General features: G+C 57.6%; 23 protein-coding genes. 7 read left to right on the top strand and 16 right to left on the bottom strand.

Going from position 1 to position 22,005, the window contains the following annotated elements:
• Positions 1–145: 145 nt before the first annotated feature.
• From KGA82_RS10600 to grxD, 3 genes are all read left to right on the top strand, one after another.
• Positions 146–436, top strand: a complete 291-nt coding sequence (locus KGA82_RS10600; protein WP_192228576.1) for a hypothetical protein — start codon at positions 146–148, stop codon at positions 434–436.
• 134 nt (positions 437–570) lie between these two features.
• Positions 571–2,676, top strand: a complete 2,106-nt coding sequence (locus tag KGA82_RS10595; protein WP_223450300.1) for a molybdopterin oxidoreductase family protein — start codon at positions 571–573, stop codon at positions 2,674–2,676.
• Positions 2,677–2,773: 97 nt separating this feature from the next.
• Positions 2,774–3,115: a Grx4 family monothiol glutaredoxin gene (gene grxD / locus KGA82_RS10590; protein WP_008032163.1), complete on the top strand. Its 342-nt coding sequence runs from the start codon at positions 2,774–2,776 to the stop codon at positions 3,113–3,115.
• Positions 3,116–3,275: 160 nt separating this feature from the next.
• Here the strand turns inward: grxD and bfr are convergent, their stop codons facing one another.
• The 5 genes from bfr to KGA82_RS10560 form a co-directional block, all read right to left on the bottom strand.
• Positions 3,276–3,752, bottom strand: a complete 477-nt coding sequence (bfr, locus tag KGA82_RS10585) for a bacterioferritin (RefSeq protein ID WP_008032161.1) — start codon at positions 3,750–3,752, stop codon at positions 3,276–3,278.
• Between the two features lie 107 nt (positions 3,753–3,859).
• Positions 3,860–4,969 (bottom strand): ArnT family glycosyltransferase, encoded by a 1,110-nt coding sequence (locus tag KGA82_RS10580; protein ID WP_223450299.1) that lies wholly within the window; start codon positions 4,967–4,969, stop codon positions 3,860–3,862.
• A 125-nt stretch (positions 4,970–5,094) separates the two neighbouring features.
• Positions 5,095–6,552, bottom strand: coding sequence for a UbiA family prenyltransferase (locus KGA82_RS10575; RefSeq protein WP_223450298.1), 1,458 nt, complete (start codon positions 6,550–6,552; stop codon positions 5,095–5,097).
• 4 nt (positions 6,553–6,556) lie between these two features.
• Positions 6,557–6,952, bottom strand: a complete 396-nt coding sequence (locus tag KGA82_RS10570) for an EamA family transporter (RefSeq protein ID WP_008036437.1) — start codon at positions 6,950–6,952, stop codon at positions 6,557–6,559.
• A 527-nt stretch (positions 6,953–7,479) separates the two neighbouring features.
• Positions 7,480–7,698, bottom strand: a complete 219-nt coding sequence (locus tag KGA82_RS10560; RefSeq protein ID WP_008032160.1) for a bacterioferritin-associated ferredoxin — start codon at positions 7,696–7,698, stop codon at positions 7,480–7,482.
• 312 nt (positions 7,699–8,010) lie between these two features.
• Between KGA82_RS10560 and KGA82_RS10555 the strand changes: the two genes are divergently transcribed.
• Positions 8,011–8,613 carry a peroxiredoxin gene (locus KGA82_RS10555; RefSeq protein ID WP_008032158.1) on the top strand — a complete coding sequence of 201 codons (603 nt, stop codon included), beginning with the start codon at positions 8,011–8,013 and terminating at the stop codon, positions 8,611–8,613.
• A 165-nt stretch (positions 8,614–8,778) separates the two neighbouring features.
• On the opposite strand, the gene rnt is transcribed toward KGA82_RS10555, so the two are convergent.
• A complete protein-coding gene (rnt, locus tag KGA82_RS10550; RefSeq protein ID WP_008036438.1) occupies positions 8,779–9,456 on the bottom strand; it encodes a ribonuclease T in 678 nt (225 codons plus the stop codon).
• Positions 9,453–10,499, bottom strand: coding sequence for a dihydroorotase (gene pyrC / locus KGA82_RS10545; RefSeq protein WP_223450297.1), 1,047 nt, complete (start codon positions 10,497–10,499; stop codon positions 9,453–9,455). Before pyrC ends, rnt begins: the two co-directional genes overlap by 4 nt.
• Before the next feature lie 159 nt (positions 10,500–10,658).
• Between pyrC and KGA82_RS10540 the strand changes: the two genes are divergently transcribed.
• Together KGA82_RS10540 and KGA82_RS10535 are read left to right on the top strand one after the other, a co-directional pair.
• The gene (locus tag KGA82_RS10540; RefSeq protein ID WP_223450296.1) at positions 10,659–11,567 is read left to right on the top strand and encodes a flagellar protein MotY; all 909 of its coding nucleotides are present in this window, start codon (positions 10,659–10,661) and stop codon (positions 11,565–11,567) included.
• A gap of 129 nt (positions 11,568–11,696) precedes the next feature.
• Positions 11,697–12,914: an argininosuccinate synthase gene (locus tag KGA82_RS10535; protein ID WP_008032151.1), complete on the top strand. Its 1,218-nt coding sequence runs from the start codon at positions 11,697–11,699 to the stop codon at positions 12,912–12,914.
• Positions 12,915–13,051: 137 nt separating this feature from the next.
• Here the strand turns inward: KGA82_RS10535 and KGA82_RS10530 are convergent, their stop codons facing one another.
• On the bottom strand, positions 13,052–13,687 hold the full coding sequence (locus KGA82_RS10530) for a hypothetical protein (protein WP_192228581.1): 636 nt from the start codon (positions 13,685–13,687) through the stop codon (positions 13,052–13,054).
• A 487-nt stretch (positions 13,688–14,174) separates the two neighbouring features.
• Here KGA82_RS10530 and KGA82_RS10525 point away from each other — a divergent pair, with 487 nt between their 5' ends.
• Entirely contained in the window at positions 14,175–14,801 is a 627-nt protein-coding gene (locus tag KGA82_RS10525) for a response regulator transcription factor (RefSeq protein ID WP_008032148.1), read from the top strand.
• Positions 14,802–14,891: 90 nt separating this feature from the next.
• Here the strand turns inward: KGA82_RS10525 and KGA82_RS10520 are convergent, their stop codons facing one another.
• The 8 genes from KGA82_RS10520 to metG form a co-directional block, all read right to left on the bottom strand.
• Positions 14,892–15,071, bottom strand: coding sequence for a PA3496 family putative envelope integrity protein (locus KGA82_RS10520; RefSeq protein ID WP_007898493.1), 180 nt, complete (start codon positions 15,069–15,071; stop codon positions 14,892–14,894).
• A gap of 107 nt (positions 15,072–15,178) precedes the next feature.
• A complete protein-coding gene (gene nth / locus KGA82_RS10515; RefSeq protein ID WP_008032146.1) occupies positions 15,179–15,817 on the bottom strand; it encodes an endonuclease III in 639 nt (212 codons plus the stop codon).
• 25 nt (positions 15,818–15,842) lie between these two features.
• A complete protein-coding gene (locus KGA82_RS10510; protein ID WP_223450295.1) occupies positions 15,843–16,352 on the bottom strand; it encodes an Rnf-Nqr domain containing protein in 510 nt (169 codons plus the stop codon).
• Complete coding sequence (locus KGA82_RS10505; protein WP_223450294.1) at positions 16,345–16,956, bottom strand: RnfABCDGE type electron transport complex subunit G; 612 nt, start codon at positions 16,954–16,956, stop codon at positions 16,345–16,347. Before KGA82_RS10505 ends, KGA82_RS10510 begins: the two co-directional genes overlap by 8 nt.
• The gene (locus tag KGA82_RS10500) at positions 16,953–17,942 is read right to left on the bottom strand and encodes an RnfABCDGE type electron transport complex subunit D (protein WP_223450293.1); all 990 of its coding nucleotides are present in this window, start codon (positions 17,940–17,942) and stop codon (positions 16,953–16,955) included. The genes KGA82_RS10505 and KGA82_RS10500 overlap by 4 nt, the downstream gene beginning before the upstream one ends.
• Positions 17,929–19,149 (bottom strand): electron transport complex subunit RsxB, encoded by a 1,221-nt coding sequence (rsxB, locus tag KGA82_RS10495; RefSeq protein WP_223450292.1) that lies wholly within the window; start codon positions 19,147–19,149, stop codon positions 17,929–17,931. Before rsxB ends, KGA82_RS10500 begins: the two co-directional genes overlap by 14 nt.
• Positions 19,146–19,715 carry an electron transport complex protein RnfA gene (locus tag KGA82_RS10490; RefSeq protein WP_223450291.1) on the bottom strand — a complete coding sequence of 190 codons (570 nt, stop codon included), beginning with the start codon at positions 19,713–19,715 and terminating at the stop codon, positions 19,146–19,148. Before KGA82_RS10490 ends, rsxB begins: the two co-directional genes overlap by 4 nt.
• A 129-nt stretch (positions 19,716–19,844) precedes the next feature.
• Positions 19,845–21,896, bottom strand: coding sequence for a methionine--tRNA ligase (gene metG, locus KGA82_RS10485; protein ID WP_008036458.1), 2,052 nt, complete (start codon positions 21,894–21,896; stop codon positions 19,845–19,847).
• Positions 21,897–22,005: the final 109 nt, after the last annotated feature.

The raw sequence follows: 22,005 nt of genomic DNA, 5'->3' as shown, positions 1-22,005 counted from the left end.
CAAACAGGGCGGGCATGGTGCGCTGATGGTCGGTTTCTGACCCGGCATTCCAGCTCGCTGATGGCAATGTGCCTCGTTTGTAACACTTGCTAATGCAATGTGCTGGGTTATAACTAAGTCACGAGCGACGCAGGAAGCCTTCGGAATGGAATCGAAAGAACAGCAATTGATGGAATTACTAGGTCTCACGGCCCGCTCACTGACGCATCTCACTGCTTCCATGACCTCAATGTCCTTTGAGCTTTTGCGAAGTAACGACGAGGTGACCAGGGCCGCTGGCCGGCGGATGATCGACCGCATGGCCACCATCAGCACAGGGCTCGACGAGCACTGGCGGCTGATCGGCGAGCTCACCGGCGTGCATGTCGCCCACGAACAGATTGAAACCATCCAGGAGATTCAGTTGCAGGCGCCGCCGAGGTTGCCGTCGAACTGATCCCGAGCGGTCATCGGCTGGCCTGATGGTCGCCGATTCACAAGACGAACGTCGCTGGCGCAGTGGCGGGGCAGGCGCCATAGTTTTGTTCCCGCGGCCGTTATTGCCCGCCCAGAACAAGACAGAGACTGGCCATGACCAAGACTCTCCATCACCGTGCGTGCCACCTGTGTGAAGCCATCTGCGGCCTGACCATCGAGACCACCGAGCTCGATGGCGATATGCAGATCACCTCGATCAAGGGCGATGCCCTCGATACGTTCAGCCGCGGGCACATCTGCCCCAAGGCCGTTGCCCTGCAAGACATCCAGAACGATCCTGACCGTCTGCGTCAGCCGATGCTGCGCGTTGGCAGCGAATGGCAACCCATCGAGTGGGAAGATGCCTTCAACCTGGTCGCTGAACGTCTGGCAGGGATACAGGAGCGCCACGGGCAGAACTCGGTGGCGGTTTATCAAGGCAACCCCAGCGTGCACAACTACGGGCTGATGACCCACAGCAATTACTTTCTTGGCCTGCTGAAAACCCGCAACCGGTTTTCCGCGACCTCGGTCGATCAGTTGCCTCATCACCTGACCAGCCATTTGATGTACGGCCACGGCTTGCTGTTGCCGATCCCGGACATCGATCACACCGATTTCATGCTGATTCTTGGTGGTAATCCGCTGGCCTCCAACGGCAGCATCATGACCGTGCCGGATGTCGAAAAGCGCCTGAAAGCGATACAGGCCCGGGGCGGTAAAGTGGTGGTGGTCGATCCGCGTCGCAGCGAAACGGCTGCGATTGCCGATCAGCATCTGTTCGTCCGTCCGGGCGGCGACGCAGCATTGCTGTTCGGGCTGCTCAACACGTTGTTTGCTGAAGGGTTGACCCGCGACAGCCATTTGCCGGTCGACGGCCTGGATGACGTGCGCGAGGCCGTCGCGGCTTTCACCGCCGAAGCCATGAGCCCGTTGTGTGCCGTGCCGGCCGAGCAGATCCGCCAATTGGCGCGGGACTTCGCGGCGGCGCCGAGCGCGGTCTGTTACGGGCGCATGGGCGTTTCCACCCAGGCGTTCGGTACGTTGTGCCATTGGCTGGTGCAGTTGATCAACCTGGTCACCGGCAACCTAGATCGCGTCGGTGGCGCGGTGTGCACCGAACCGGCGGTGGACCTGGTGGCATCTACCTCGGGCGGACATTTCAATCTGTGGCAGAGCCGCGTATCCGGGCGTCCGGAATACAGCGGCGAGCTGCCGGTGTCGGCGCTGGCCGAAGAGATGCTCACCGAAGGGGAAGGGCAGGTTCGCGCGTTGATTACCGTGGCCGGCAATCCGGTGTTGTCGACGCCCAATGGCCGGCAACTGGAGCAGGCGCTGGACGGGTTGGAGTTCATGGTCAGTGTTGACTTGTACATCAACGAAACCACGCGCTATGCCGACCTGATCCTGCCGTCCACTTCCGCTCTGGAAAACGATCACTACGACACCACGTTCAACATGTTTGCGGTGCGTAACGTCAGCCGGTTCAACCGAGCGATCCTGGCCAAGCCGGAAGGCGCGTTGCACGACTGGGAGATTTTCGTCGGGCTGGCCAAGGCCTTTGCCGCGAAGACCGGCAAGGAACTGAAACCGACGATTCCCCCTGCGCAGATGATCGATCGTGGTTTGCGAATGGGGCTGTATGGTGACGCCTCGCCGCACAAGCTGTCTTTGGCGACGTTGTTCGATCAACCGCATGGCGTCGACCTTGGCGCGCTGAAATCGAACCTGGCGCCACGCCTGAAAACCGCCAACCAGCGCGTTCAGGCAGCACCGGCGGCGATCCTTGCCGACCTCTCGCGATTTGCGGCGCTGCAAGCTCCGGCGGCCGATGAGCTGCTAATGATTGGCCGTCGTCACGTGCGCAGCAATAACTCGTGGATGCACAACTATCACCGACTGGTGAAGGGCAAGCCGCGTCATCAGTTGCTGATGCATCCGGACGACCTTGCCAGTCGCGGGCTCAGCGATGGGCAGCGGGTGCGGGTCAGTTCCCGGGTCGGCATGATCGAAGTGGAAGTGCTGGGCAGTCAGGATATGATGAAAGGAGTGGTCAGCCTGCCGCACGGTTGGGGCCATGCGCGGCCTGGCGTGCAGATGACGATTGCCAGCGGCCAGCCAGGTTCCAGTGCCAATGACCTGACCGACGAGTGTCAGCTCGATGAGTTGTCGGGGAATGCGGCATTGAACGGTGTGCCGGTGACCGTAGCGGCGGCTTGATTGAGTCTGTCGGGGAGACCGAGCATGGCGCTCGGCTTTCCGTTACAATGCGCCACCGTGCCGACCCCCGAGTCGGAAAGTTCAGCCGAGGTGCTTCATGGATATCATCGAAACGATTAAAGAGCAGATTGCCAACAACACCATTCTGCTTTACATGAAAGGTTCGCCGAATGCCCCGCAGTGTGGCTTCTCCGCGAAAGCCGCACAGGCCGTGATGGCATGTGGTGAAAAGTTTGCGTACGTGGACATCCTGCAGAACCCGGAAATCCGCGCCAACCTGCCAAAATACGCCAACTGGCCAACTTTCCCGCAACTGTGGGTTGGTGGTGAGCTGGTCGGCGGTAGCGACATCATGACCGAGATGGCTGCAGACGGTTCGCTGCAAAGCACCATCAAAGCGGCTGTTGAAGCCGCCGCTGCTGCCAAGACCGAAGCCTGATGCGGTCCTTGTAGGAGCGAAGCTTGCTCGCGAAAGCGGTGTGTCAGGTACGACGCATTCGCGGGCAAGCCTCGCTCCTACAACAGCACAGGCACAAAAAAGCCCCGCCTCTTAAAAGAGAGCGGGGCTTTTTATTGTCTTGAATCTAACGGACGCTAACTTACTCGTCGTCGCCCATCTGCGATTGCAGATAGTTCTCAAGACCGATTTTATCGATCAGGCCCAGTTGGGTTTCCAGCCAGTCGATATGTTCTTCTTCGGATTCAAGAATATCTTCGAGCAGTTCACGGCTACCGTAGTCGCCAACGGTTTCGCAATGAGCGATCGCGACTTTCAGGTCGGCGTGGCCGGTACGTTCGATACGCAGGTCGCACTCAAGCATTTCCTGGGTGTGCTCGCCGATCTGCAGCTTGCCCAGGTCCTGCACGTTAGGCAGGCCTTCCAGGAACAGGATGCGCTTGATCAGCTTGTCCGCGTGTTTCATCTCGTCGATGGACTCGTGGTATTCGTGCTTTCCGAGCTTGTTCAGACCCCAATCTTCATACATGCGCGCATGCAGAAAATACTGATTGATCGCGACCAGCTCATTGGCAAGGATCTTGTTGAGATGCTGGATGACTGTAATGTCGCCTTTCATGATGGGGTCCTGCCCTGTAATAGCTGTCTATAAACCAGAGTTTGAGCCGCACAACTAAGAGTGTCAAACCTAACTTATTGAAACTTAAATGAACATACGAATCATAACTAAGCAGCAGTATCCGGCACTGATCGAGATGATCGACGGTGCAGGATGTGATTGATGAAAAAGGCAGCAAACAAGGCGATGAACGGCGTCATCGGCATATGATAGCGATCCTGGCCGACGATCAGCAGAGCCACGGCTGCAAACAAGGCGGGCGTTACCACCAGCGGATCGAACAAACGCAAAGGATTTTCCCGGAGAAATATTCCGACGCCAATGAGAGAGAGGGAGAAAATTGCTAACCAATAGGCGGCAGAGCCAGCCTTGAGTATCGGTTGCAATGCAGGAGCTAGCGAGTTCTGGTTCCATGCTATGCCGATGCTTTCGCGATCAAAGCTGTGGGCGACACGGTTCAGGCATAACCGAAGATAGAGACCTGGATTTTCGCGAATGAAGTCGAGCGCGAGACCTTTGTAATGGTTATCGCGGACTACTTCGTTTTTTGTATTGAGATTTATCTCGGGCACCGACATATAGGCCCCATTTGCCTGGGGGTTATTGCCCATCCACAGATTGATACCGAAATTCGCAGAAATAAGTACCGGCTCGCCAAATAAAGCGCGATTACGCTCTGCCCAAGGAGTCAGCAATATTGCTGCGACGACCAGCGCCAGAATGACGTGCAGAACAGTTTGCGCCGGTTTACGGAAGGGCTGATCCAGAAGCGGTAGCAAAACAATAAGCGGTAGAACCGTCGGCCGCATGAATGCGCCGGCGACCAGAAGAGCAGTCGACAGAACGGTGCGAGCCCAGTGCGGCAACTTCCCCGTACCACGAGCCACAAAAGCCCAGATCACCAGCGTCATGAGAGGCAATTCGCTGTTTGGAACGGTGGTGAAGGCGATCCATGCGGGCCAGAAGGCGAATAGCAGCGCCGCGATGCGTGCGATCGTCCTGTCAAAATACAAAAGGCCGAGTTGATAGATTCCAGCTACCGATATAGAGCTGAGAATCAGGTTGACAAGAATGACTACCCAGCCATGCACGCCCAACAACGCATAAAAGGCGCCGTAAAGGGCGGACGGGCCAACAGGCCAGTAAGCCGTGGCTTCACCACCAGGATAGACATAGCCTCGGCCTGCGGCGATTTCCTGCGCGAAGCTGTGATACATGTTCGCGTCCGATACAGGGCTTACTGGAACCAATAGTCCCCATATCAACCGGATCGCAAAAGTCAGCATCAGAATGGGCAAGACACCTGACTTGAAGCTGGCCTGTGCGAGTAGCCGTGTTGTGTTCACCATAAGGAAGGACCACTTATTGCCATGAAGAAGGTGCAGCCCATCAGTGCTACCACGACGATGCTCTGCCAGTCCCGCGCCGCGAAGAGCACGGGGTCTTCATCCACCTCGCCTCGCACAGTCTTCATCCACAGGCGTGCAGTCCAATAGAGCATGAGCGAAGGCGCAAACCACAACCATTCGTGCGAAGGATACATGACGGGCACAATCTCGGCCTGCGTGTACATGGCGAGGATCAGAACGCTGATCATGCCGCTGGATGAGCCAAGCGCCAGCACCACCGGCAGATCTTCAGGACGATAACCGCGACCAGGCAACAACTTGACCGAAAAGGCAGTATCCCGCAGCTCCGAGTAACGCTTCACCAGGGCAAGACTGAGGAAGATGAACATGGAAAAAGCGAGTAACCAAAAGGACGGTTTGATATCCGTCGCGGCGGCGCCCGCTATGACACGAATCGAATAAAGGCTGGCCAGTATCATCACATCGACGATCACCTGCTTCTTCAGCAGGAAGGAATAGGCAGCGGTCAGAAAATAGTAGACACCGAGCACAACGAGAAAGCGTAACGGCAATTGCAGCGCAAGTATCAGGGATGAACCAAGCAGCAAGGGGATGGCGGCGATCCCCGATTTCACGGACAAGGTCCCAGCGGCAAAAGGCCGGTTCTTCTTGCGGTGATGCTTGCGATCTGCGGGCAGGTCGAGCAGATCATTCAGCAGATAGACGGACGAGGCGCACAGGCTGAACGAGATGAAGGCAAGGATCGCCCAGAACAATAGTTGCGGATTCGTCACCTGATGCGCCGCTAGCAGGGGGACGAAGACAAGGAGATTCTTCAGCCACTGCTGAATGCGCAGGGCTCTCCACCAGACACGAAAACCACCGCTTGGATCCTCTATAAAATCAATGTCGTGATTGCGATCCCGCGCCGCTTGCCTCAGACCGTCCTGTGAGGAAACCAGAAACGCCCGGCGCGCCCGTGCGAATACGGGCAAGTCCGCTTTGTCGTTGCCGATATAGTCGAAGCCTCGTTCGCCAAAGCGTTCGACGAGCATACTAGCCTTGGCGTGGGAGGAAAGATTGGTGCCTTCGTCGCTGCACAGTACCTCGTCGAAGAGGCCCAGATGGTCCGTAATACCATTGGCGACGCCGGCGCAAGATGCCGTGGCAAGAATGATAGGGCGCTGCGCTGCGCGGGCGGTTTCGATCAGGACTAGCACATCGGTGCGATAGGGGAGGCTAGCTGCATCGATCGTTACTCGCTCGGCGATGCGGTGCTTGAGGCTCGCCTTGCCCTTCATGAGCCAGCCCGGCAGGGAGGCGAGCGAGAGAGGCGAGGTCTTTGCAAGCAACAGAAATGTTTCGAGCAGCATGTCGGTGCGCACCAGTGTGCCATCCAGATCCACGCAAAGCGGAATCGGCGCGTCATCGATTTCGTTCATGTTCGTCATGACGTCACGCCCCCCTCGCCATCACGACAACCCCGCTCATGATCAGCAATGTGCCGATGACCTTGGCCGCGGAGAAGGTGTCATTGAAGACGAGGCGGCCGAGCACGGCCGTTAGCACAAAGCCCAGTGCCACGAACGGATAGGCGAAACTGACCTGCACCTTGGATAGCACCATCAGCCAGACCGCCGCACTGCTGAAATACAGGAAAAGGCCGAGCAATATTAGGGGGTTGAGGGCAATATCGAGCAATGCTGATGCTCGTGCCCCTCCTTCTGCGATCACCCTCTGGGCGGAAGGGGAGTCCATGCCGGCCTTGAGGGCGATCTGCGCAAAGGCGGATATCGTGACGCTAATCAGGATGAGCGCATAAACGTTTTTTACTAGGCTGAGATTTAACAAAGCGCCCTCCCCCGAGTTTGTGTCGCATGCTATTTGTGTAGCAGTGACATTGGATTGCGTCAATTCGGCAGGAAACGCTCTCGGCCGGAAAATCAAAGCAGGAGGGAGCAGGAAATTTTAGCTCCCAGTAGCCAAACAACTTTGGTCGGCCCTTGAGCAAGGAGAAGGAGAACGAGAAATGTCAGCAAAGTCGAAAGCGGGGACGCTATTCGCGTGGCCACCTATCGACCGTGCTCAACAGTCATGCAGCGATTTCTGCTGACCTAGCGCTGCGCTTGGAACTCGCCGGTATAAGCACCGGCCGCCAGTGGCTGGCCATGAAGGCAGCCTATGACTTGTGGCAGGCCGAACACCGGGGGCAACCGAATATCGTACGTTTGCATGAAGTGCCAGCGTAACCCATGAGTAACCACGACCAGAAACGACAAGGGCCTGCATCGCTGCAAGCCCTTGTTTTGTATAGAATTCTTTAAAATATAAAGCTAAATATAGGCGGACATGAAGTCCGTTTCTTTGGAATAGGGTATTTACGCGGCAGTAAATTCTACAGGGAAAGGAATCGCAGCCTGGGCTGTTTGCAATTTGGTCAGGGTTTCACGCACCACTTCCTTGGCAAGGCAGGCGCATTTGCCACATTGGCTGGCTACGCCGGTAGCTTGGCGGACTTCCTTGTAGCTGCAGCAACCTTCATAGATTGCTTCGCGGATTTGTCCGTCGGTGACGCCAGTGCAGAGGCAGACATACATAACTGAAACCGTCGCTGGTTATGACTCAATTGCGATGGATCTTAATGTTAACGAGAATGATTGTCAAAGTGGTTTCTGAAAGCTTTGCGTTATAAGCGAGGGTGACTGACGAACGGTTTTCCTCGGGCAATCTGCCAGTAAGCGTGTCGCCGGGAATTTGGCCTGTCGGTGAAAATCCGTTGAGGACAGCTCAAAAACGCAGTGTATGATGGCCGGTCCTTATGAAGCGGGTGGGTGTCACAGGGCTGTCGCCTGAGGGTGGCAGGCTGGCGCAAACCCGGAACTTCACGTTTTTACACCAGGAGATATTCAATGAGCGTACTCGTAGGCAAGCAAGCCCCTGACTTCACCGTACCAGCCGTACTCGGCAATGGCGAAATCGTCGACAGCTTCACCCTGTCGTCGGCCATCAAAGGCAAATACGGCCTGGTGTTCTTCTACCCGTTGGACTTCACCTTCGTTTGCCCATCCGAGCTGATCGCTCTGGACAACCGCATGTCCGACTTCAAGGCCCGCAACGTTGAAGTGATCGCTGTTTCGATCGACTCGCACTTCACCCACAACGCGTGGCGCAACACCCCGGTCAACAATGGTGGCATCGGCGAAGTTCGCTACACCATGGCAGCCGACCTAAAGCACGAAATCGCCAAGGCCTACGACGTTGAATCCGAAGGCGGCGTGGCTTTCCGTGGCGCGTTCCTGATCGACGACAAAGGCGTTGTCCGCTCGCAGATCATCAACGACCTGCCACTGGGCCGTAACATCGAAGAGCTGGTCCGTCTGGTCGACGCTCTGCAATTCCACGAAGAGCACGGCGAAGTTTGCCCTGCCAACTGGAAAAAAGGCGACAAAGGCATGACCGCTTCGACCGAAGGCGTCGCGGCTTACCTGACCGAGAATGCTGCTGCCCTGTAAGGCGCATTCGAGGCACAAAAAAACCGGCCGTTGAGGCCGGTTTTTTTATGGGCGGAGAAGCGGTGATTCCTGTAGGAGCCGGCTTGCTGGTGATCCAGGCACCTCGGTAATCAGACAAACCGCGGTGGCTGAATCGCCAGCAAGCCGGCTCCTACGAAAAGCCGATCAGTCGTTGTAGTCTTCCCAGCCGCCCATCTGTTTCCAGCGATTGACGATGCCGCAGAACAGCTCGGCCGTCTTCTCGGTGTCGTAGCGAGCCGAATGAGCCTCGCGACCGTCGAAGTCGATATCGGCGGCCTGACAGGCTTTCGCCAGCACCGTCTGACCGTACGCCAGACCGGCCAGGGTGGCCGTGTCGAAGCTGGAGAACGGATGAAACGGGTTGCGCTTCATGTCCAGGCGCGCAACCGCCGCGTTCAGGAAGCCCAGATCGAAGCTGCTGTTGTGCCCGACCAGAATCGCCCGCTTGCAGCCGTTGGCTTTCAACGCCTTGCGGATGCCGCGGAAAATATCGGTCAGCGCCGCTTCTTCACTCACCGCCATGCGCAGCGGGTGATCGAGTTTGATCCCGGTGAACTCCAGCGCGGCCGCTTCGATGTTGGCGCCTTCAAAAGGCTCGACACGGAAGAAGTAGGTGTGGTCAGGGTATACAAAACCCTTCTCGTCCATGGCGATCGTGGTAGCGGCTATTTCCAGCAAAGCGTCAGTGGCAGAGTTGAAACCACCGGTTTCAACGTCGACAACGACTGGCAGGTATCCACGGAATCGAGCTGCCATCGGGTGGCGTGGACCACCTCCGCCGCCTTGACCGTCCTGTTCGTCGTCGTAATGGTCTTCACTCACGCGTGTTCCTCCAGCAGGCGCCAGCGCAGTTTTTCACCGGCGCGCAGCGGGATAACGGTCAGCTCGCCAAATGGCAGGCTGGTTGGGGCGGTCCACTCGTCGCGGACCAGAGTAATGCGATCGGTGTTCACCGGCAGGCCATAGAAGCGCGGGCCGTTGAGGCTGGCGAAGGCTTCGAGCTTGTCCAGTGCGTTACGTTGTTCGAACGCTTCGGCGTACATCTCGATCGCCGCATAAGCGGTGTAGCAACCGGCACAGCCGCACGCGGCTTCTTTGGCATGCTGGGCGTGAGGCGCCGAGTCGGTGCCGAGGAAGAACTTTTCGCTGCCGCTGGTGGCGGCGTCGAGCAGGGCTTCCTGATGCGTATTGCGCTTGAGGATCGGCAGGCAGTAGAAATGCGGCCGAATCCCGCCCACCAGCATGTGGTTGCGGTTGTACAAGAGGTGATGCGCGGTGATGGTCGCGCCAACGTTGGCCGAAGCCTGGTTGACGAACTGCACGGCGTCCGCGGTGGTGATGTGTTCGAACACCACTTTGAGCGTCGGGAAGCGCTCGACCACTCGACGCATGTGCTCATCGATGAAGATTTTTTCGCGGTCGAACACGTCGACATCGCCACGGGTGACTTCACCGTGAACCAACAAAGGCATCCCGACTTCGGCCATGGCCTCAAGCGCAGGGAAGATCTTGTCGATGCTGGTGACGCCAGAGTCCGAGTTGGTGGTCGCGCCGGCCGGATACAACTTGGCGGCATGAATGAAACCGCTGGCCTTGGCCTCACGAATTTCTTCGGGCTGGGTGCGGTCGGTCAGGTAAAGGACCATCAACGGTTCGAAACGGCTGCCAGCCGGACGTGCAGCGAGAATCCGCTGGCGATAGCCGTCGGCTTCAGCGGCGTTGCGCACCGGAGGTACCAGGTTGGGCATGATGATGGCGCGACCAAAGGTGCGCGCGACATCCGCAACGGTATTGGTCAACACGGCACCATCGCGAAGATGAATATGCCAGTCGTCGGGACGCAGCAGGGTCAGGCGGTCGGACATGAGGGGATTCCAGGCGGGTCAAACTGAAGGGAATGCTACCGGAAAAGACTCTCTCAGGCACTCGCTATCAAGTTTTGCGGGAAGCTTCCGATATCCAACAGGTATGCCGTAAACATGTGTGTGTCGGTCTTTTTGTTGTAGAAGCCAGTGGAGCCTCCCGTGCGCCAGCGTTATTTAGCCTTGCTCAGCGTGTTTGCCAGCCTTCCCGCGATGGCGCTCACTTTCCAGACCCGCCTGGAGAGCATCGAGTGGACGGTCGAAGGGGACAAGTTCGAGTGCCGCCTGACTCAGCCGATCACCGATTTCGGTTCGGGCGAGTTCGTGCGCCGCGCCGGCGAGCAGGCGACGTTTCGTCTGAAAGCCTATAACTCGATGGTCGGCGGCGGCTCGGCGACCCTGCTGGCAGCCGCAGCGCCCTGGCAGCCGGGGCGGGGCGACATCAATCTGGGCTCCGTGCAGATTGGTAGCGGCAATGTGCTGTTCAACAGTTCTCAAGTTCAGGCCGGGCGCCTGATCAGTGGCCTGATGGACGGGCGTAGCCCGGTCGTTCGACATTATTCGGGCGATGGCCGGGTGTCGGAAGTGCGGTTGTTGCCGGTCAAGTTCAGCAAGGCGTTCAACGATTATCAAAGCTGTGTGGCGAAGCTGCTGCCGAAGAATTTCGAGCAAGTCAAACAAACGCAGATCGGCTTTCCCGGCGACGGCCTGGATCTCGACGCACAGGCCAAGGCTCAGTTGCAGGTCATGCTGGAGTTCATGAAGGCCGATCCGACGGTCAATCACATCGAACTCGACGGCCACTCCGACAACAGCGGCAATCGCCTGGCCAATCGTGACCTGTCGCGGCGTCGGGCCCTGGCGGTCATGGAGTTCTTCAAGGCCAACGGTTATCAGGAATCGCAGATCACCGTGCGCTTTCACGGCGAGCGTTATCCGTTGGCACCCAACACCAATGCCGCCAATCGGGCGAAGAACCGTCGGGTCAATGTGCACCTGGCGCGGGTCGCACCCACCGAGCAGCCGGCGCCTCAGACAACCGCATCGGCGAGCCCCGCGAAGACATACTGAACCGGCTGTCATCGTCGCCCGCTCGACATAATCTGTCGCTTCGTCGTCATAAGCTGTCGCGCCTCTGTAAATTATCCTGCATGACCGGTAGACTTGACGGCTTTCCGTAGAACCCCGTGGAGTGATGGCATGGCGGACGTAAACAAGGTCGTTCTGGCGTATTCCGGCGGCCTGGACACTTCGGTGATCCTCAAGTGGCTGCAGGATACTTATAACTGTGAAGTGGTGACCTTTACCGCTGACCTGGGTCAGGGCGAAGAGGTCGAGCCGGCTCGCGCCAAGGCTCAGGCCATGGGCGTAAAAGAAATCTACATCGACGATCTGCGCGAAGAATTCGTGCGTGACTTCGTATTCCCGATGTTCCGCGCCAACACCGTTTACGAAGGCGAGTACCTGCTGGGTACTTCCATCGCTCGTCCGTTGATCGCCAAACGCCTGATCGAAATCGCCAACGAAACCGGCGCTGACGCCATTTCCCACGGTGCCACCGGCAAGGGTAACGACCAGGTTCGTTTCGAACTGGGCGCTTATGCCTTGAAGCCAGGTGTGAAAGTGATCGCTCCGTGGCGCGAATGGGACCTGCTCTCCCGTGAAAAGCTGATGGATTACGCTGAAAAGCACGCGATCCCGATCGAGCGTCATGGCAAGAAAAAATCCCCGTACTCGATGGATGCCAACCTGCTGCACATCTCCTATGAGGGCGGCGTGCTGGAAGACACCTGGACCGAGCACGAAGAAGACATGTGGAAATGGACCGTCTCCCCGGAGAAGGCTCCTGACAAGGCGCAGTACCTGGAACTGACCTACCGCAACGGCGACATCGTTGCACTGGACGGCGTCGAAATGACTCCGGCCACCGTGCTGGCGACCCTGAACCGTATCGGTGGCGAACACGGTATCGGCCGTCTCGACATCGTCGAGAACCGTTACGTGGGCATGAAGTCCCGTGGCTGCTACGAGACCCCTGGCGGCACCATCATGCTGCGCGCCCACCGTGCGATCGAATCGATCACGCTGGACCGCGAAGTGGCTCACCTCAAAGACGAGCTGATGCCTAAATACGCCAGCCTGATCTACACCGGTTACTGGTGGAGCCCTGAGCGTCTGATGCTGCAACAGATGATCGATGCGTCCCAGGCTCACGTGAACGGCGTCGTACGCCTGAAGCTGTACAAGGGCAACGTGATCGTCACTGGCCGCAAGTCCGACGAATCGTTGTTCGATGCCAACATCGCGACCTTCGAGGAAGATGGCGGCGCCTACAACCAGGCCGACGCGGCAGGCTTCATCAAGCTCAACGCGCTGCGCATGCGTATCGCGGCAAACAAAGGTCGCAAGCTGTTCTGAGATCTTTGACACGCTGATGGAATGTGTGGCCTTGTCCAGGACAAGGCCACACATTTGAAAACAGGGATTTTCTGTCTGACATTGCGATTCAACATTCTTGTTGTTTTAAATACCTTCCTGCCCGCCCCCCATTGATCCTAAAGAGCAACTGCCTGCTGTGTGTCAGCCCGGCAATATTGATCAATGACCGTCACGTCACGTGAACTCAAATTGTAAGCAATACAGAACGTTGCGCTGCTGCGTTTTTTTGCGTTTCGGCAAAACTTGAGTGCGCTTTCTTTCAGTAACGTCTCCGACTCGCCAACAACGAGAAACACGACAACGTGTGCCGGATTCCCCTTGGGCTGGCGAAGCTTTTCCAGAAGGGCGCGGAACTCATTTTTTTTGTTCATCCACCGCGCATCAATGATGTGCAGATCCTTGAGTGACTCAGGCAGCCGAATAGGGTACTGAACCGAGAGACTTGGCTGTAAGCCGATCTCGTCGGGCGGATCTTGCGCGTTACCTGAACGTTCTGCGTTGTCCATCACCTTTATGAAATGCTTTCCCTTTTCAAAGTCGGAAGGCGCGTAAAGCGATCGATAATTGAAGTTAAGGGTGGCGAAGAAAAGAAAAAGCAAATAAAAGGGAAAGCTGATCAAAAACCAGATGTAGATCTCTTTATCTTCGTCGTCGAGGAAGGGCAGAGAGATGGCGGCCGATGTTTCAGACAGTGTTGCGAATATCGCGATGACTGTCATGGGGTTGGTGATTCGTTGTTTGAGTTTTATCATATTTTTTACTCATATTAGTTCGTCTTTTCTCATTGTGTTAGTTGGTGGTTGTTAGGGTGTAGAGTTTATATGGTAGCGATGGATTTATAGTTCGGATATATCAGTTTTGCTATTCATTTATTGTTAATTGACTTTTGATGTAAGGTTTTGTGTTTGATGTTTCTGGTGTGATGGGCAGGCCGGGAAATATCAATTACCCTACAAGGGTAGACTAATCGTTGGCGTGTGTCGGATCATCTTGGTCAACTGTTGTTGTGTGGCGTGCTGGTTGTAAATCGAAACAAAAAACTGTTGAATACTGAAATATCATGAGACAGATAAAGTTTCTGGCGCGCTGTGTTTCAAGATTTTTTGTAAGATTATTCCGCGATGTTTGTAGGGAATGTCTCTCGGTGTGGGTGGCCGGGGGGAGCGGCATGCCATGGGTGAAACGACTAGGCTATTGTGCGGGCTCTAAAAATTCGAACAGCGAAAATTGGACTTGCCCATGAATAAAGTGCTGATCGTGGATGATCACCCCGTCATTCGTCTTGCGGTACGTATGCTGATGGAGCGTCATGGCTACGAAGTCATTGCAGAAACAGATAATGGCGTGGATGCATTGCAACTAGCTCGTGAACATATGCCGGATATTGTCATCCTGGATATTGGAATACCCAAACTGGATGGGCTGGAAGTCATTGCACGTCTGGCATCGGCAGCGATGCCAATGAAAGTACTGATATTGACTTCACAGGCTCCTGGACATTTTTCGATGCGTTGCATGCAATCCGGTGCTGCAGGATATGTTTGCAAACAACAGGACCTCACTGAGTTGCTCAGTGCAATAAAGGCGGTATTGTCGGGCTACAGTTACTTTCCCAATCAAGCCTTGCATACCGTGCGCTCCAGTCTGGGGAATGCCAGTGAAGCCGATATGGTGGATCGTCTTTCGGGGCGGGAGATGATGGTCTTGCAACAGTTGGCTCGCGGCAAGACCAACAAGGAAATTGCCGATGGAATGTTCCTCAGCAATAAAACCGTCAGTACTTACAAGACGCGGCTGTTGTTGAAACTCAATGCGCGGTCCCTGGTTGACCTGATCGAACTGGCTCAACGCAATGGGTTGGTATGACTGGGCCAGTGCTTGACGGGGCGTAAAGAGTGGGCGTTTTCAAGGTTTCGCACCTAGTAAAAAGCCTCCGTTTCGGGAGGCTTTCAGGTGTCATAGGTCAAAATCGTAATCGGCCAATTGCTTTTGCAGTCGGCGCTCCTCCAGCAGATTGTCGATGGTGCGGCGTTTGCTCAGGTTGGTCTTTGCCACTTCAACCACCGGTTCCGCGTCATCGGCCTCAACGGGTGTGAAGTCGTCTTCTACGTCCAATTGCTCTTTGCCAGTGCTCATAAGGTTAACTCCAGGCTAAGACTGCCTTTGGCGCTCCTTATATCGATAATCGCCTCGCGGGTAAAAAAGATTTTTTCAATCGATAAATCAAAAAACCTAATAGCGCCTCAATCGTCCGAAGTCTTGTGCTTGTATTCGCACAGGTCTTCTATCCGGCAACTGCCGCAGCGAGGCTTGCGAGCCAGGCAAACGTAACGCCCATGAAGAATCAGCCAGTGATGGGAATCGAGCAGATATTCCTTCGGCACGAACTTCATCAGTTTTTTCTCGACCTCGACCACATTCTTGCCGGGAGCGATGCCAGTACGATTGCTGACCCGGAAAATATGCGTGTCCACGGCCATGGTCAGTTGGCGGAAAGCAGTATTGAGCACCACGTTGGCAGTCTTGCGGCCGACACCGGGCAACGCTTCGAGCTCTTCACGGGTCTGCGGCACTTCCCCGCCATGGCGTTCCACCAGCAAGCGGCAGGTTTCGATTACATTTTTTGCCTTGCTGTTGAACAGGCCGATGGTCTTGATGTACTCGGACAGACCTTCCACGCCCAGCGCGTAAATCGCCTGCGGCGTATTGGCCACCGGGTAGAGCTTGGCGGTGGCTTTATTGACGCCGACATCGGTCGATTGTGCCGAGAGAATCACCGAGATCAGCAATTCGAATGGCGAGGAGTAGGCCAGTTCGGTCTTCGGCTCCGGGTTGTCTTCATGCAGCCTGCGGAAAATTTCCAGACGTTTTGCGGCATTCATGGGCAGTGCGTTTCCTCGAAAGCGATCAATGTGAGGGAGTCGGGCGGGGCCAGGCTTGCCAGGCGGCGATCAGCAGGCCCAGCAGAATGAATCCGCCAGGTGCCAACGTGGCCAGGCGCAAGCCTGCGTCGCCGAGGATTTCGCGCAGCAGGCCCAGGCCGACCATCAGCGCGCCGAACAGGACACACAGGCGCAGGCGCTCACGCCATGCACTCTGGAAAAAACCGGTATGTTCCAACACGACGCACTGCAAAGCGATCAGTGCTGCATAAAACCCCGAATGCTGGTGCCATTGAAGTGACCAGACCTGCGCGGCGAGTTCTGCACAACCGGTCAGCGTGGCCGCCAGCAGGACGCCTGCGAACAAGCGGGACGCCGGGATCAGTCGGGATCGCACGGCAGCCATGCTCGCACCAAACGCACTGATCACCACGATGAACATCAACCACACACCCAGTGCGGTCACTAACGAGTCAGTGGCGCCGATCAGCGGCGCGAGCATCAGTGAGTTCTGTAAATTTGCGGACTTATTCATGGAGGCCGCTCCCGATCAGCTGACGCGAGTGTTCATCGAAGTAGCGCAGAGCATCGTGGATCGCATTGATCACGGCTCTGGAGGTAATGGTCGCGCCAGCGATTTGATCAAATTGACCCTGATCCTTTTTCAACGCCCAACCGCTGTCGGCGGGTTCATTCAAGGATTTGCCAGTGAACGCCTGAAGCCAGCTATTGGGCCAGTCGGCAATACGCGCACCCAACCCCGGGGTTTCCGATTGTTTCAGGGTCTTGACCCCCAGCAACTTGCCGTTCGCGTCAATGGCGATCAGCAAATCGATGGAGCCCGCATACCCGATCGTCTGGCTGCGCAGCAGGACCGCAACGGGTTGGCCGGCCTTGGTGGCGAGGTAGCCGTCCAGCAAGGTGCTGTTGGTCAAAGCCAGGTTACCGAGGTGCAGCGGCTGCTCCAGCGGTTGATTGTCGTAACTGTCGGAAGGCAGCAAGTCGAGCAGGTTGCGGCTGTCGATCCGTCGCTGTTCGGCTGCGATACGTGGCGCGCTGCTGTACTGCACAAGCCAGGTTGCGCCAATCCCCAGGCTTGCCAGCAACAGCAGAATCACAACGCTCGACGTTCGGCTCATGGCGAAAGCTGCTCCTGCCTGGACGCGACAAACCGCTCCAGCGCCGGCACGCAAAGATTCATCAGCAACACTGCAAACGCAACGCCGTCCGGATAGCCGCCCCAGGTGCGAATCAGGTAAGTCAGCAGTCCCACGCCCGCACCGAACAGCAGTCGGGCGCCTGGGGTTTTTGCACCGGACACCGGCTCCGTGACGATAAAGAATGCGCCCAGCATGCTCGCGCCCGTGAGCAGATGAAACAGGGGGGAACCATGGGAGTCGGAGCCCGAGCCGTTCCAGCACAGCAGGCTGATGACGAACAGGCTGGCAAGCATGCCCACCGGCGCATGCCAGCTGAACACCCGCCGTTGCAGCAGAAACAAACCGCCCGCCAGAAACGCCAGGTTGACCCATTCCACGCCGCGCGCGCCGAAGTGACCGAACGCCGGATTGCCGGCGAAGAGTTCGTCCATGGTCAGGCTTTTGTTGATTCGCAAGCTGTCCAGCGCCGTGGCCTGGACCCACGCATCCGGCGTCTGGCTGAGGCTGAAACCGAACACTTGTCGCAGACCACCGAGCAGGTCCATGCCGTGGGACGAAGGCCAGTGAGTCATTGGTTGGGGAAAGGTCACCAGTACCAAAGCGAAACCGAGCATCGCCGGGTTGAACGGGTTTTTCCCTACACCGCCATACAGTTGTTTGCCGAGCAGTGCGAATGCCGCGGCGCAGACCGTCAGCCACCATGGGCAATACGGCGGCAAAGCCAGGGCCAGCAACGTCGCACTGACCAGTGCGCTGCCATCGCTCAAGGTCGGTTTGATCTGTCGTTTGCGCAGCCATAACACTGCCGCTTCAACGGCCAGCGCGGTAACGCCGGCCAGGATCAAATTGATCAACACGCCCCAGCCATACAACCAGAACAGCACCAGCATCCCCGGCACGGTGGCCAGCAACACCAGCTTCATGGCCTGCTGAAGGCGCTCGTCGACCGATTCAAGGGGCGACATAGGCATCCACCTGGCGCTCGGCTTCTTGCAGGCGGGCGCGTGCCTTGTCCAATAATTCAGCGGGTGTGTCGGTGCGACGTTCGAGTTTGCTGACATCCGCGCGAGCGTAGGCCAATTCGGTTTTCAGCTGTCGAAGCTGGCTGTCGATGGGGCGTTTTTCGATACGTGCCAGGTCAGGTAAAGGCTGCTCGCTTGCAGTTTCTGCCGCGTGCAGGGCTTTTTCAGCGTCGCCGAGTGCACGCTCCAGTGCTTCGATCTGCTCGGCCGGCGCGTCACTGGTTTGTGCTTTCTTGAGTTCGGCGCGGCGCATGGCCAACTGTATTTTCGCCCGCTTCAGATCTGCGTCCTTCACTGGCGCCGCCGGCGCAGCGGCGGGTGGTGCGCTGTTTTCCAACTGCGCCAAGGCGTGTTCAGCGGCGTCGAATTGCTGTTGCAGGACGATCAGTTGCGACTGCTGTTCGAAGGTCGGCGGATGGCCGAACGCCTTGAGCGATTTGTTCAGTTGTGCGCGGCTCATCGCCAGATCGATTTTGGCTTTCTTCAACGCCGCATCGGCATTGGCCGCTTTCTGCGCACGAACTCTCTCCAGCGCGGCTTGAACCGGGTCTAGCGTTGTCACTTCACTGTGCTGCTGTTGCGCGGCGCGATGTGCCCGGGCCTGACGCTCGGCGAGTTTCTGTTCTTCTTCGCGGTGCAAGCGGGCATTGCGCTGTTCAAAGCGACGCCGGGCGTGATTGCGTTTGGCGGTACGCGCCTGTTGTTCTTCAGGGCTGAACGCCAGGCCTCCGACAATCGGCAACACCGTGGCCAGCGGCAACGGCCGCATTTCGATGCAGTCCACCGGGCAAGGAGCCACGCAAAGGTCGCAACCGGTGCATTCGTCGATGATCACCGTGTGCATCAATTTCGCTGCGCCGACGATGGCGTCTACCGGGCAGGCCTGAATGCACTTGGTGCAACCGATGCACTCGGCTTCGCGGATGTAGGCGATTTGCGCCGGGGCCGAACCGCGACTGACGTCCAACTCCAGCACCGGCACTTTCAGCAACTCAGCCAAGGCTGCGATGGTTTCGCTGCCGCCGGGCGGGCACTTGTTGATCGGCTCGCCGCTGGCGATGCCTTCTGCGTACGGCTTGCATCCGGGATGGCCACATTTGCCGCACTGGGTCTGCGGCAAGAGGGCGTCGATGCGTTGAATCAGACTCATGTTTTGATCAGTCCGCTGAAACCGAGAAAAGCCACTGCGATCAGTCCGGCGCCGATCAGGTCGATCGGCAGGCCGCGAAAGGGCAGGGGAACATCGTTATCGAGGGTGCGCTGGCGCAAGTCGCTGAACAGACTCAGCACCAGCCAGAACCCCAGCGCGGCGCCGAGGCTCAGGGCTGTGGCGTGGAAAAATCCGCGGTTTTCCTGGGCGTTGATCAGCGCCAGACCGAGCACGCCGGCATTGCCGAGCAGCAGCGGCCAGAGCCCTTCGAACGAAAACGTCGAAAACACTTTCGGCAGCAGCTTCAGCAGCGGTGTGATCAACAACACGCTCACGGGCAGAAACGCGAACAAACGCAGCGAAGTCAGCTCCAGCGGCGCCAGTAGCCAGTGGTAGAGCGCGTAGCCAAGCATTCCGACGATCAGCATCAGGCACGTCGTCGCAATGCCCAGTGCATGCACCTGGCGGCGCTCGGTGCCCAGCAGCGGATCGACGCCCAGCGGCGAGTGCAACACGACGTTGTTGATCAGGGCAGCGCTGATAAGCGTAAGAAGCATCTCGGTCATGATCGTGCCGGAAGAAAGAAGCCTTGCTAACAAGGTTAGGCATTATCCGGCAAGGAAGGAGGGGGGGCCAGACATGAAAATCCCACAGTCGCGTCGGGCACGACTGTGGGATCGGTTTGCCGCAGGATCTTACTTGATACGCTGGCCTGGCTTGGCACCGCTGTCGGGGCTGAGCAGGTAGATTTCTTCACCGCCAGGACCGGCCGCCATCACCATGCCTTCGGAGATGCCGAACTTCATTTTCCGTGGCTTGAGGTTGGCGATCATCATGGTCAGGCGACCATCGAGCTTGGACGGATCCGGGTAAGCGCTCTTGATGCCGGAGAACACGTTGCGTTGCTCGTCCCCGATGTCGAGGGTCAGGCGCAGCAGCTTGTCGGCGCCTTCCACGGCTTCAGCCTTGACGATCAACGCCACGCGCAGGTCGACGGCGGCAAACGCATCGAATTCGATCTCCGGCGATAGCGGATCCTTCGCCAGTTCGCCGTTGCCGGCAGGTGCCGCGTCGCCGGTGTCGGTCTGGCTGGCGGTCAGGTCTTCTTTCGAAGCGTCGGTCATAGCTTGCACTTTCACCGGGTCGATGCGGGTCATCAGCGGCTTGAACTCGTTCAACTGATGGTTGCTGAGCAGGGTCGCGTGATCGTTCCAGGTCAGCGGCGCGACGTTGAGGAACGCCTCGGCATCGGCGGCCAGCAGTGGCAGCACCGGTTTGAGGAAGATCACCAGTTGGCGGAACAGGTTGATGCCCAGCGCGCAGATCGCCTGGACTTCGTCGTGCTTGCCTTCCTGTTTGTTCAGCGACCAAGGCGCCTTGTCGGCGATCCAGGCGTTGGCACGGTCGGCCAGGCCCATGATTTCGCGCATGGCACGAGCAAAGTCGCGAGCCTCGTAGGCTTCGGCAATGCTTGGCGCTGCGGCAAGGAAGGCTTCGGTCAGTTCTGGCGCGGCGTTACCGGCCACCAGCACGCCGGCGTTGCCTTTGTGGATGAAACCGGCGCAGCGGCTGGCGATGTTGACGACTTTGCCGACGAGGTCGGAGTTGACCTTCTGCACGAAGTCTTCGAGGTTCAGGTCGAGGTCGTCGACGCCACGTCCCAGTTTGGCCGCGTAGTAATAACGCAGGTATTCCGGCGACAGGTGATCCAGGTAGGTCCGGGCCTTGATGAAGGTGCCGCGGGACTTGGACATTTTCTGACCGTTGACGGTCAGGTAGCCGTGCACGTTGATGCCGGTCGGTTTACGGAAACCGGCGCCTTCGAGCATCGCTGGCCAGAAGAGGGCGTGGAAGTTGACGATGTCCTTGCCGATGAAGTGGTACAGCTCGGCGGTGGAATCCTTGCCCCAGAACGCATCGAAATCCAGTTCCGGCGTGCGGTTGCACAGGTTCTTGAAGCTGGCCATGTAACCGATTGGCGCGTCCAGCCAGACGTAGAAGTACTTGCCCGGCTCGCCTGGGATTTCGAAACCGAAGTACGGCGCATCACGGGAGATGTCCCACTGTTGCAGGCCGGCATCCAGCCATTCGGCGATCTTGTTGGCGACGGCGTCTTGCAACGTGCCGCTGCGGGTCCAGGTTTGCAGCATTTCCTGGAAGTCCGGCAGTTTGAAGAAGAAGTGCTGGGAATCCTTGAGCACGGGGGTCGCGCCAGAGATGGCCGACTTCGGATCCTTCAAGTCAGTCGGTGCGTAGGTCGCGCCGCATTTCTCGCAGTTGTCGCCGTACTGGTCTTCGGTGCCGCATTTCGGGCAGGTGCCCTTGATGAAGCGGTCGGCCAGGAACATTTTCTTTTCCGGGTCGAAATACTGCGTGATCGAGCGCGTGGCGATGTGCCCGGCGTCGCGCAGCTTCAGGTAGATCTGGCTCGACAGCTCACGGTTTTCTTCGGCGTGAGTGGAGTGGAAGTTGTCGAAGTCCACCAGGAACTCGGCAAAGTCGGCGCTGTGTTCAGCCTGGACGTTGGCGATCAGTTGTTCCGGGGTGATGCCTTCCTTTTCCGCGCGCAGCATGATCGCCGAACCGTGGGCGTCGTCGGCGCAGACATAAATGCATTGGTTGCCGCGGTGCTTCTGGAAGCGCACCCACATATCGGTCTGGATGTATTCCAGCATGTGGCCAAGATGGATCGAACCATTGGCATAGGGCAGGGCGCTGGTGACGAGGATCTTGCGTGGCTCGGACATGGGGCTCGGCTACTTGATGAAACGGAGGTCGGCCACTATAAAGCGCCGGCGCATATTTTTCACCCCGTGCGCCTGTTTCATTGGATGAGTAACAGGGATTCATGCATCG

The sequence above is a fragment of the Pseudomonas sp. BF-RE-22 genome (assembly GCF_019956155.1).
GTDB lineage: Bacteria > Pseudomonadota > Gammaproteobacteria > Pseudomonadales > Pseudomonadaceae > Aquipseudomonas > Aquipseudomonas migulae.
This window is presented reverse-complemented; position numbering and strand designations above follow the sequence as displayed.

Excerpts from the sequence above, each read along its gene's own strand:
- KGA82_RS10600 (WP_192228576.1), top strand. The coding sequence starts at position 146 with ATGGAATCGAAAGAACAGCAATTGATGGAATTACTAGGTCTCACGGCC.
- KGA82_RS10505 (WP_223450294.1), bottom strand. The coding sequence starts at position 16,956 with ATGAGCCGAACGTCGAGCGTTGTGATTCTGCTGTTGCTGGCAAGCCTG.
- KGA82_RS10500 (WP_223450293.1), bottom strand. The coding sequence starts at position 17,942 with ATGTCGCCCCTTGAATCGGTCGACGAGCGCCTTCAGCAGGCCATGAAG.
- KGA82_RS10575 (WP_223450298.1), bottom strand. The coding sequence starts at position 6,552 with ATGACGAACATGAACGAAATCGATGACGCGCCGATTCCGCTTTGCGTG.
- pyrC (WP_223450297.1), bottom strand. The coding sequence starts at position 10,499 with ATGTCCGACCGCCTGACCCTGCTGCGTCCCGACGACTGGCATATTCAT.
- KGA82_RS10530 (WP_192228581.1), bottom strand. The coding sequence starts at position 13,687 with ATGATAAAACTCAAACAACGAATCACCAACCCCATGACAGTCATCGCG.
- KGA82_RS10555 (WP_008032158.1), top strand. The coding sequence starts at position 8,011 with ATGAGCGTACTCGTAGGCAAGCAAGCCCCTGACTTCACCGTACCAGCC.
- grxD (WP_008032163.1), top strand. The coding sequence starts at position 2,774 with ATGGATATCATCGAAACGATTAAAGAGCAGATTGCCAACAACACCATT.
- bfr (WP_008032161.1), bottom strand. The coding sequence starts at position 3,752 with ATGAAAGGCGACATTACAGTCATCCAGCATCTCAACAAGATCCTTGCC.
- KGA82_RS10525 (WP_008032148.1), top strand. The coding sequence starts at position 14,175 with ATGAATAAAGTGCTGATCGTGGATGATCACCCCGTCATTCGTCTTGCG.
- nth (WP_008032146.1), bottom strand. The coding sequence starts at position 15,817 with ATGAATGCCGCAAAACGTCTGGAAATTTTCCGCAGGCTGCATGAAGAC.
- KGA82_RS10580 (WP_223450299.1), bottom strand. The coding sequence starts at position 4,969 with ATGTATCACAGCTTCGCGCAGGAAATCGCCGCAGGCCGAGGCTATGTC.
- KGA82_RS10510 (WP_223450295.1), bottom strand. The coding sequence starts at position 16,352 with ATGAATAAGTCCGCAAATTTACAGAACTCACTGATGCTCGCGCCGCTG.
- KGA82_RS10535 (WP_008032151.1), top strand. The coding sequence starts at position 11,697 with ATGGCGGACGTAAACAAGGTCGTTCTGGCGTATTCCGGCGGCCTGGAC.
- rsxB (WP_223450292.1), bottom strand. The coding sequence starts at position 19,149 with ATGAGTCTGATTCAACGCATCGACGCCCTCTTGCCGCAGACCCAGTGC.
- KGA82_RS10520 (WP_007898493.1), bottom strand. The coding sequence starts at position 15,071 with ATGAGCACTGGCAAAGAGCAATTGGACGTAGAAGACGACTTCACACCC.
- metG (WP_008036458.1), bottom strand. The coding sequence starts at position 21,896 with ATGTCCGAGCCACGCAAGATCCTCGTCACCAGCGCCCTGCCCTATGCC.
- KGA82_RS10560 (WP_008032160.1), bottom strand. The coding sequence starts at position 7,698 with ATGTATGTCTGCCTCTGCACTGGCGTCACCGACGGACAAATCCGCGAA.
- KGA82_RS10490 (WP_223450291.1), bottom strand. The coding sequence starts at position 19,715 with ATGACCGAGATGCTTCTTACGCTTATCAGCGCTGCCCTGATCAACAAC.
- KGA82_RS10595 (WP_223450300.1), top strand. The coding sequence starts at position 571 with ATGACCAAGACTCTCCATCACCGTGCGTGCCACCTGTGTGAAGCCATC.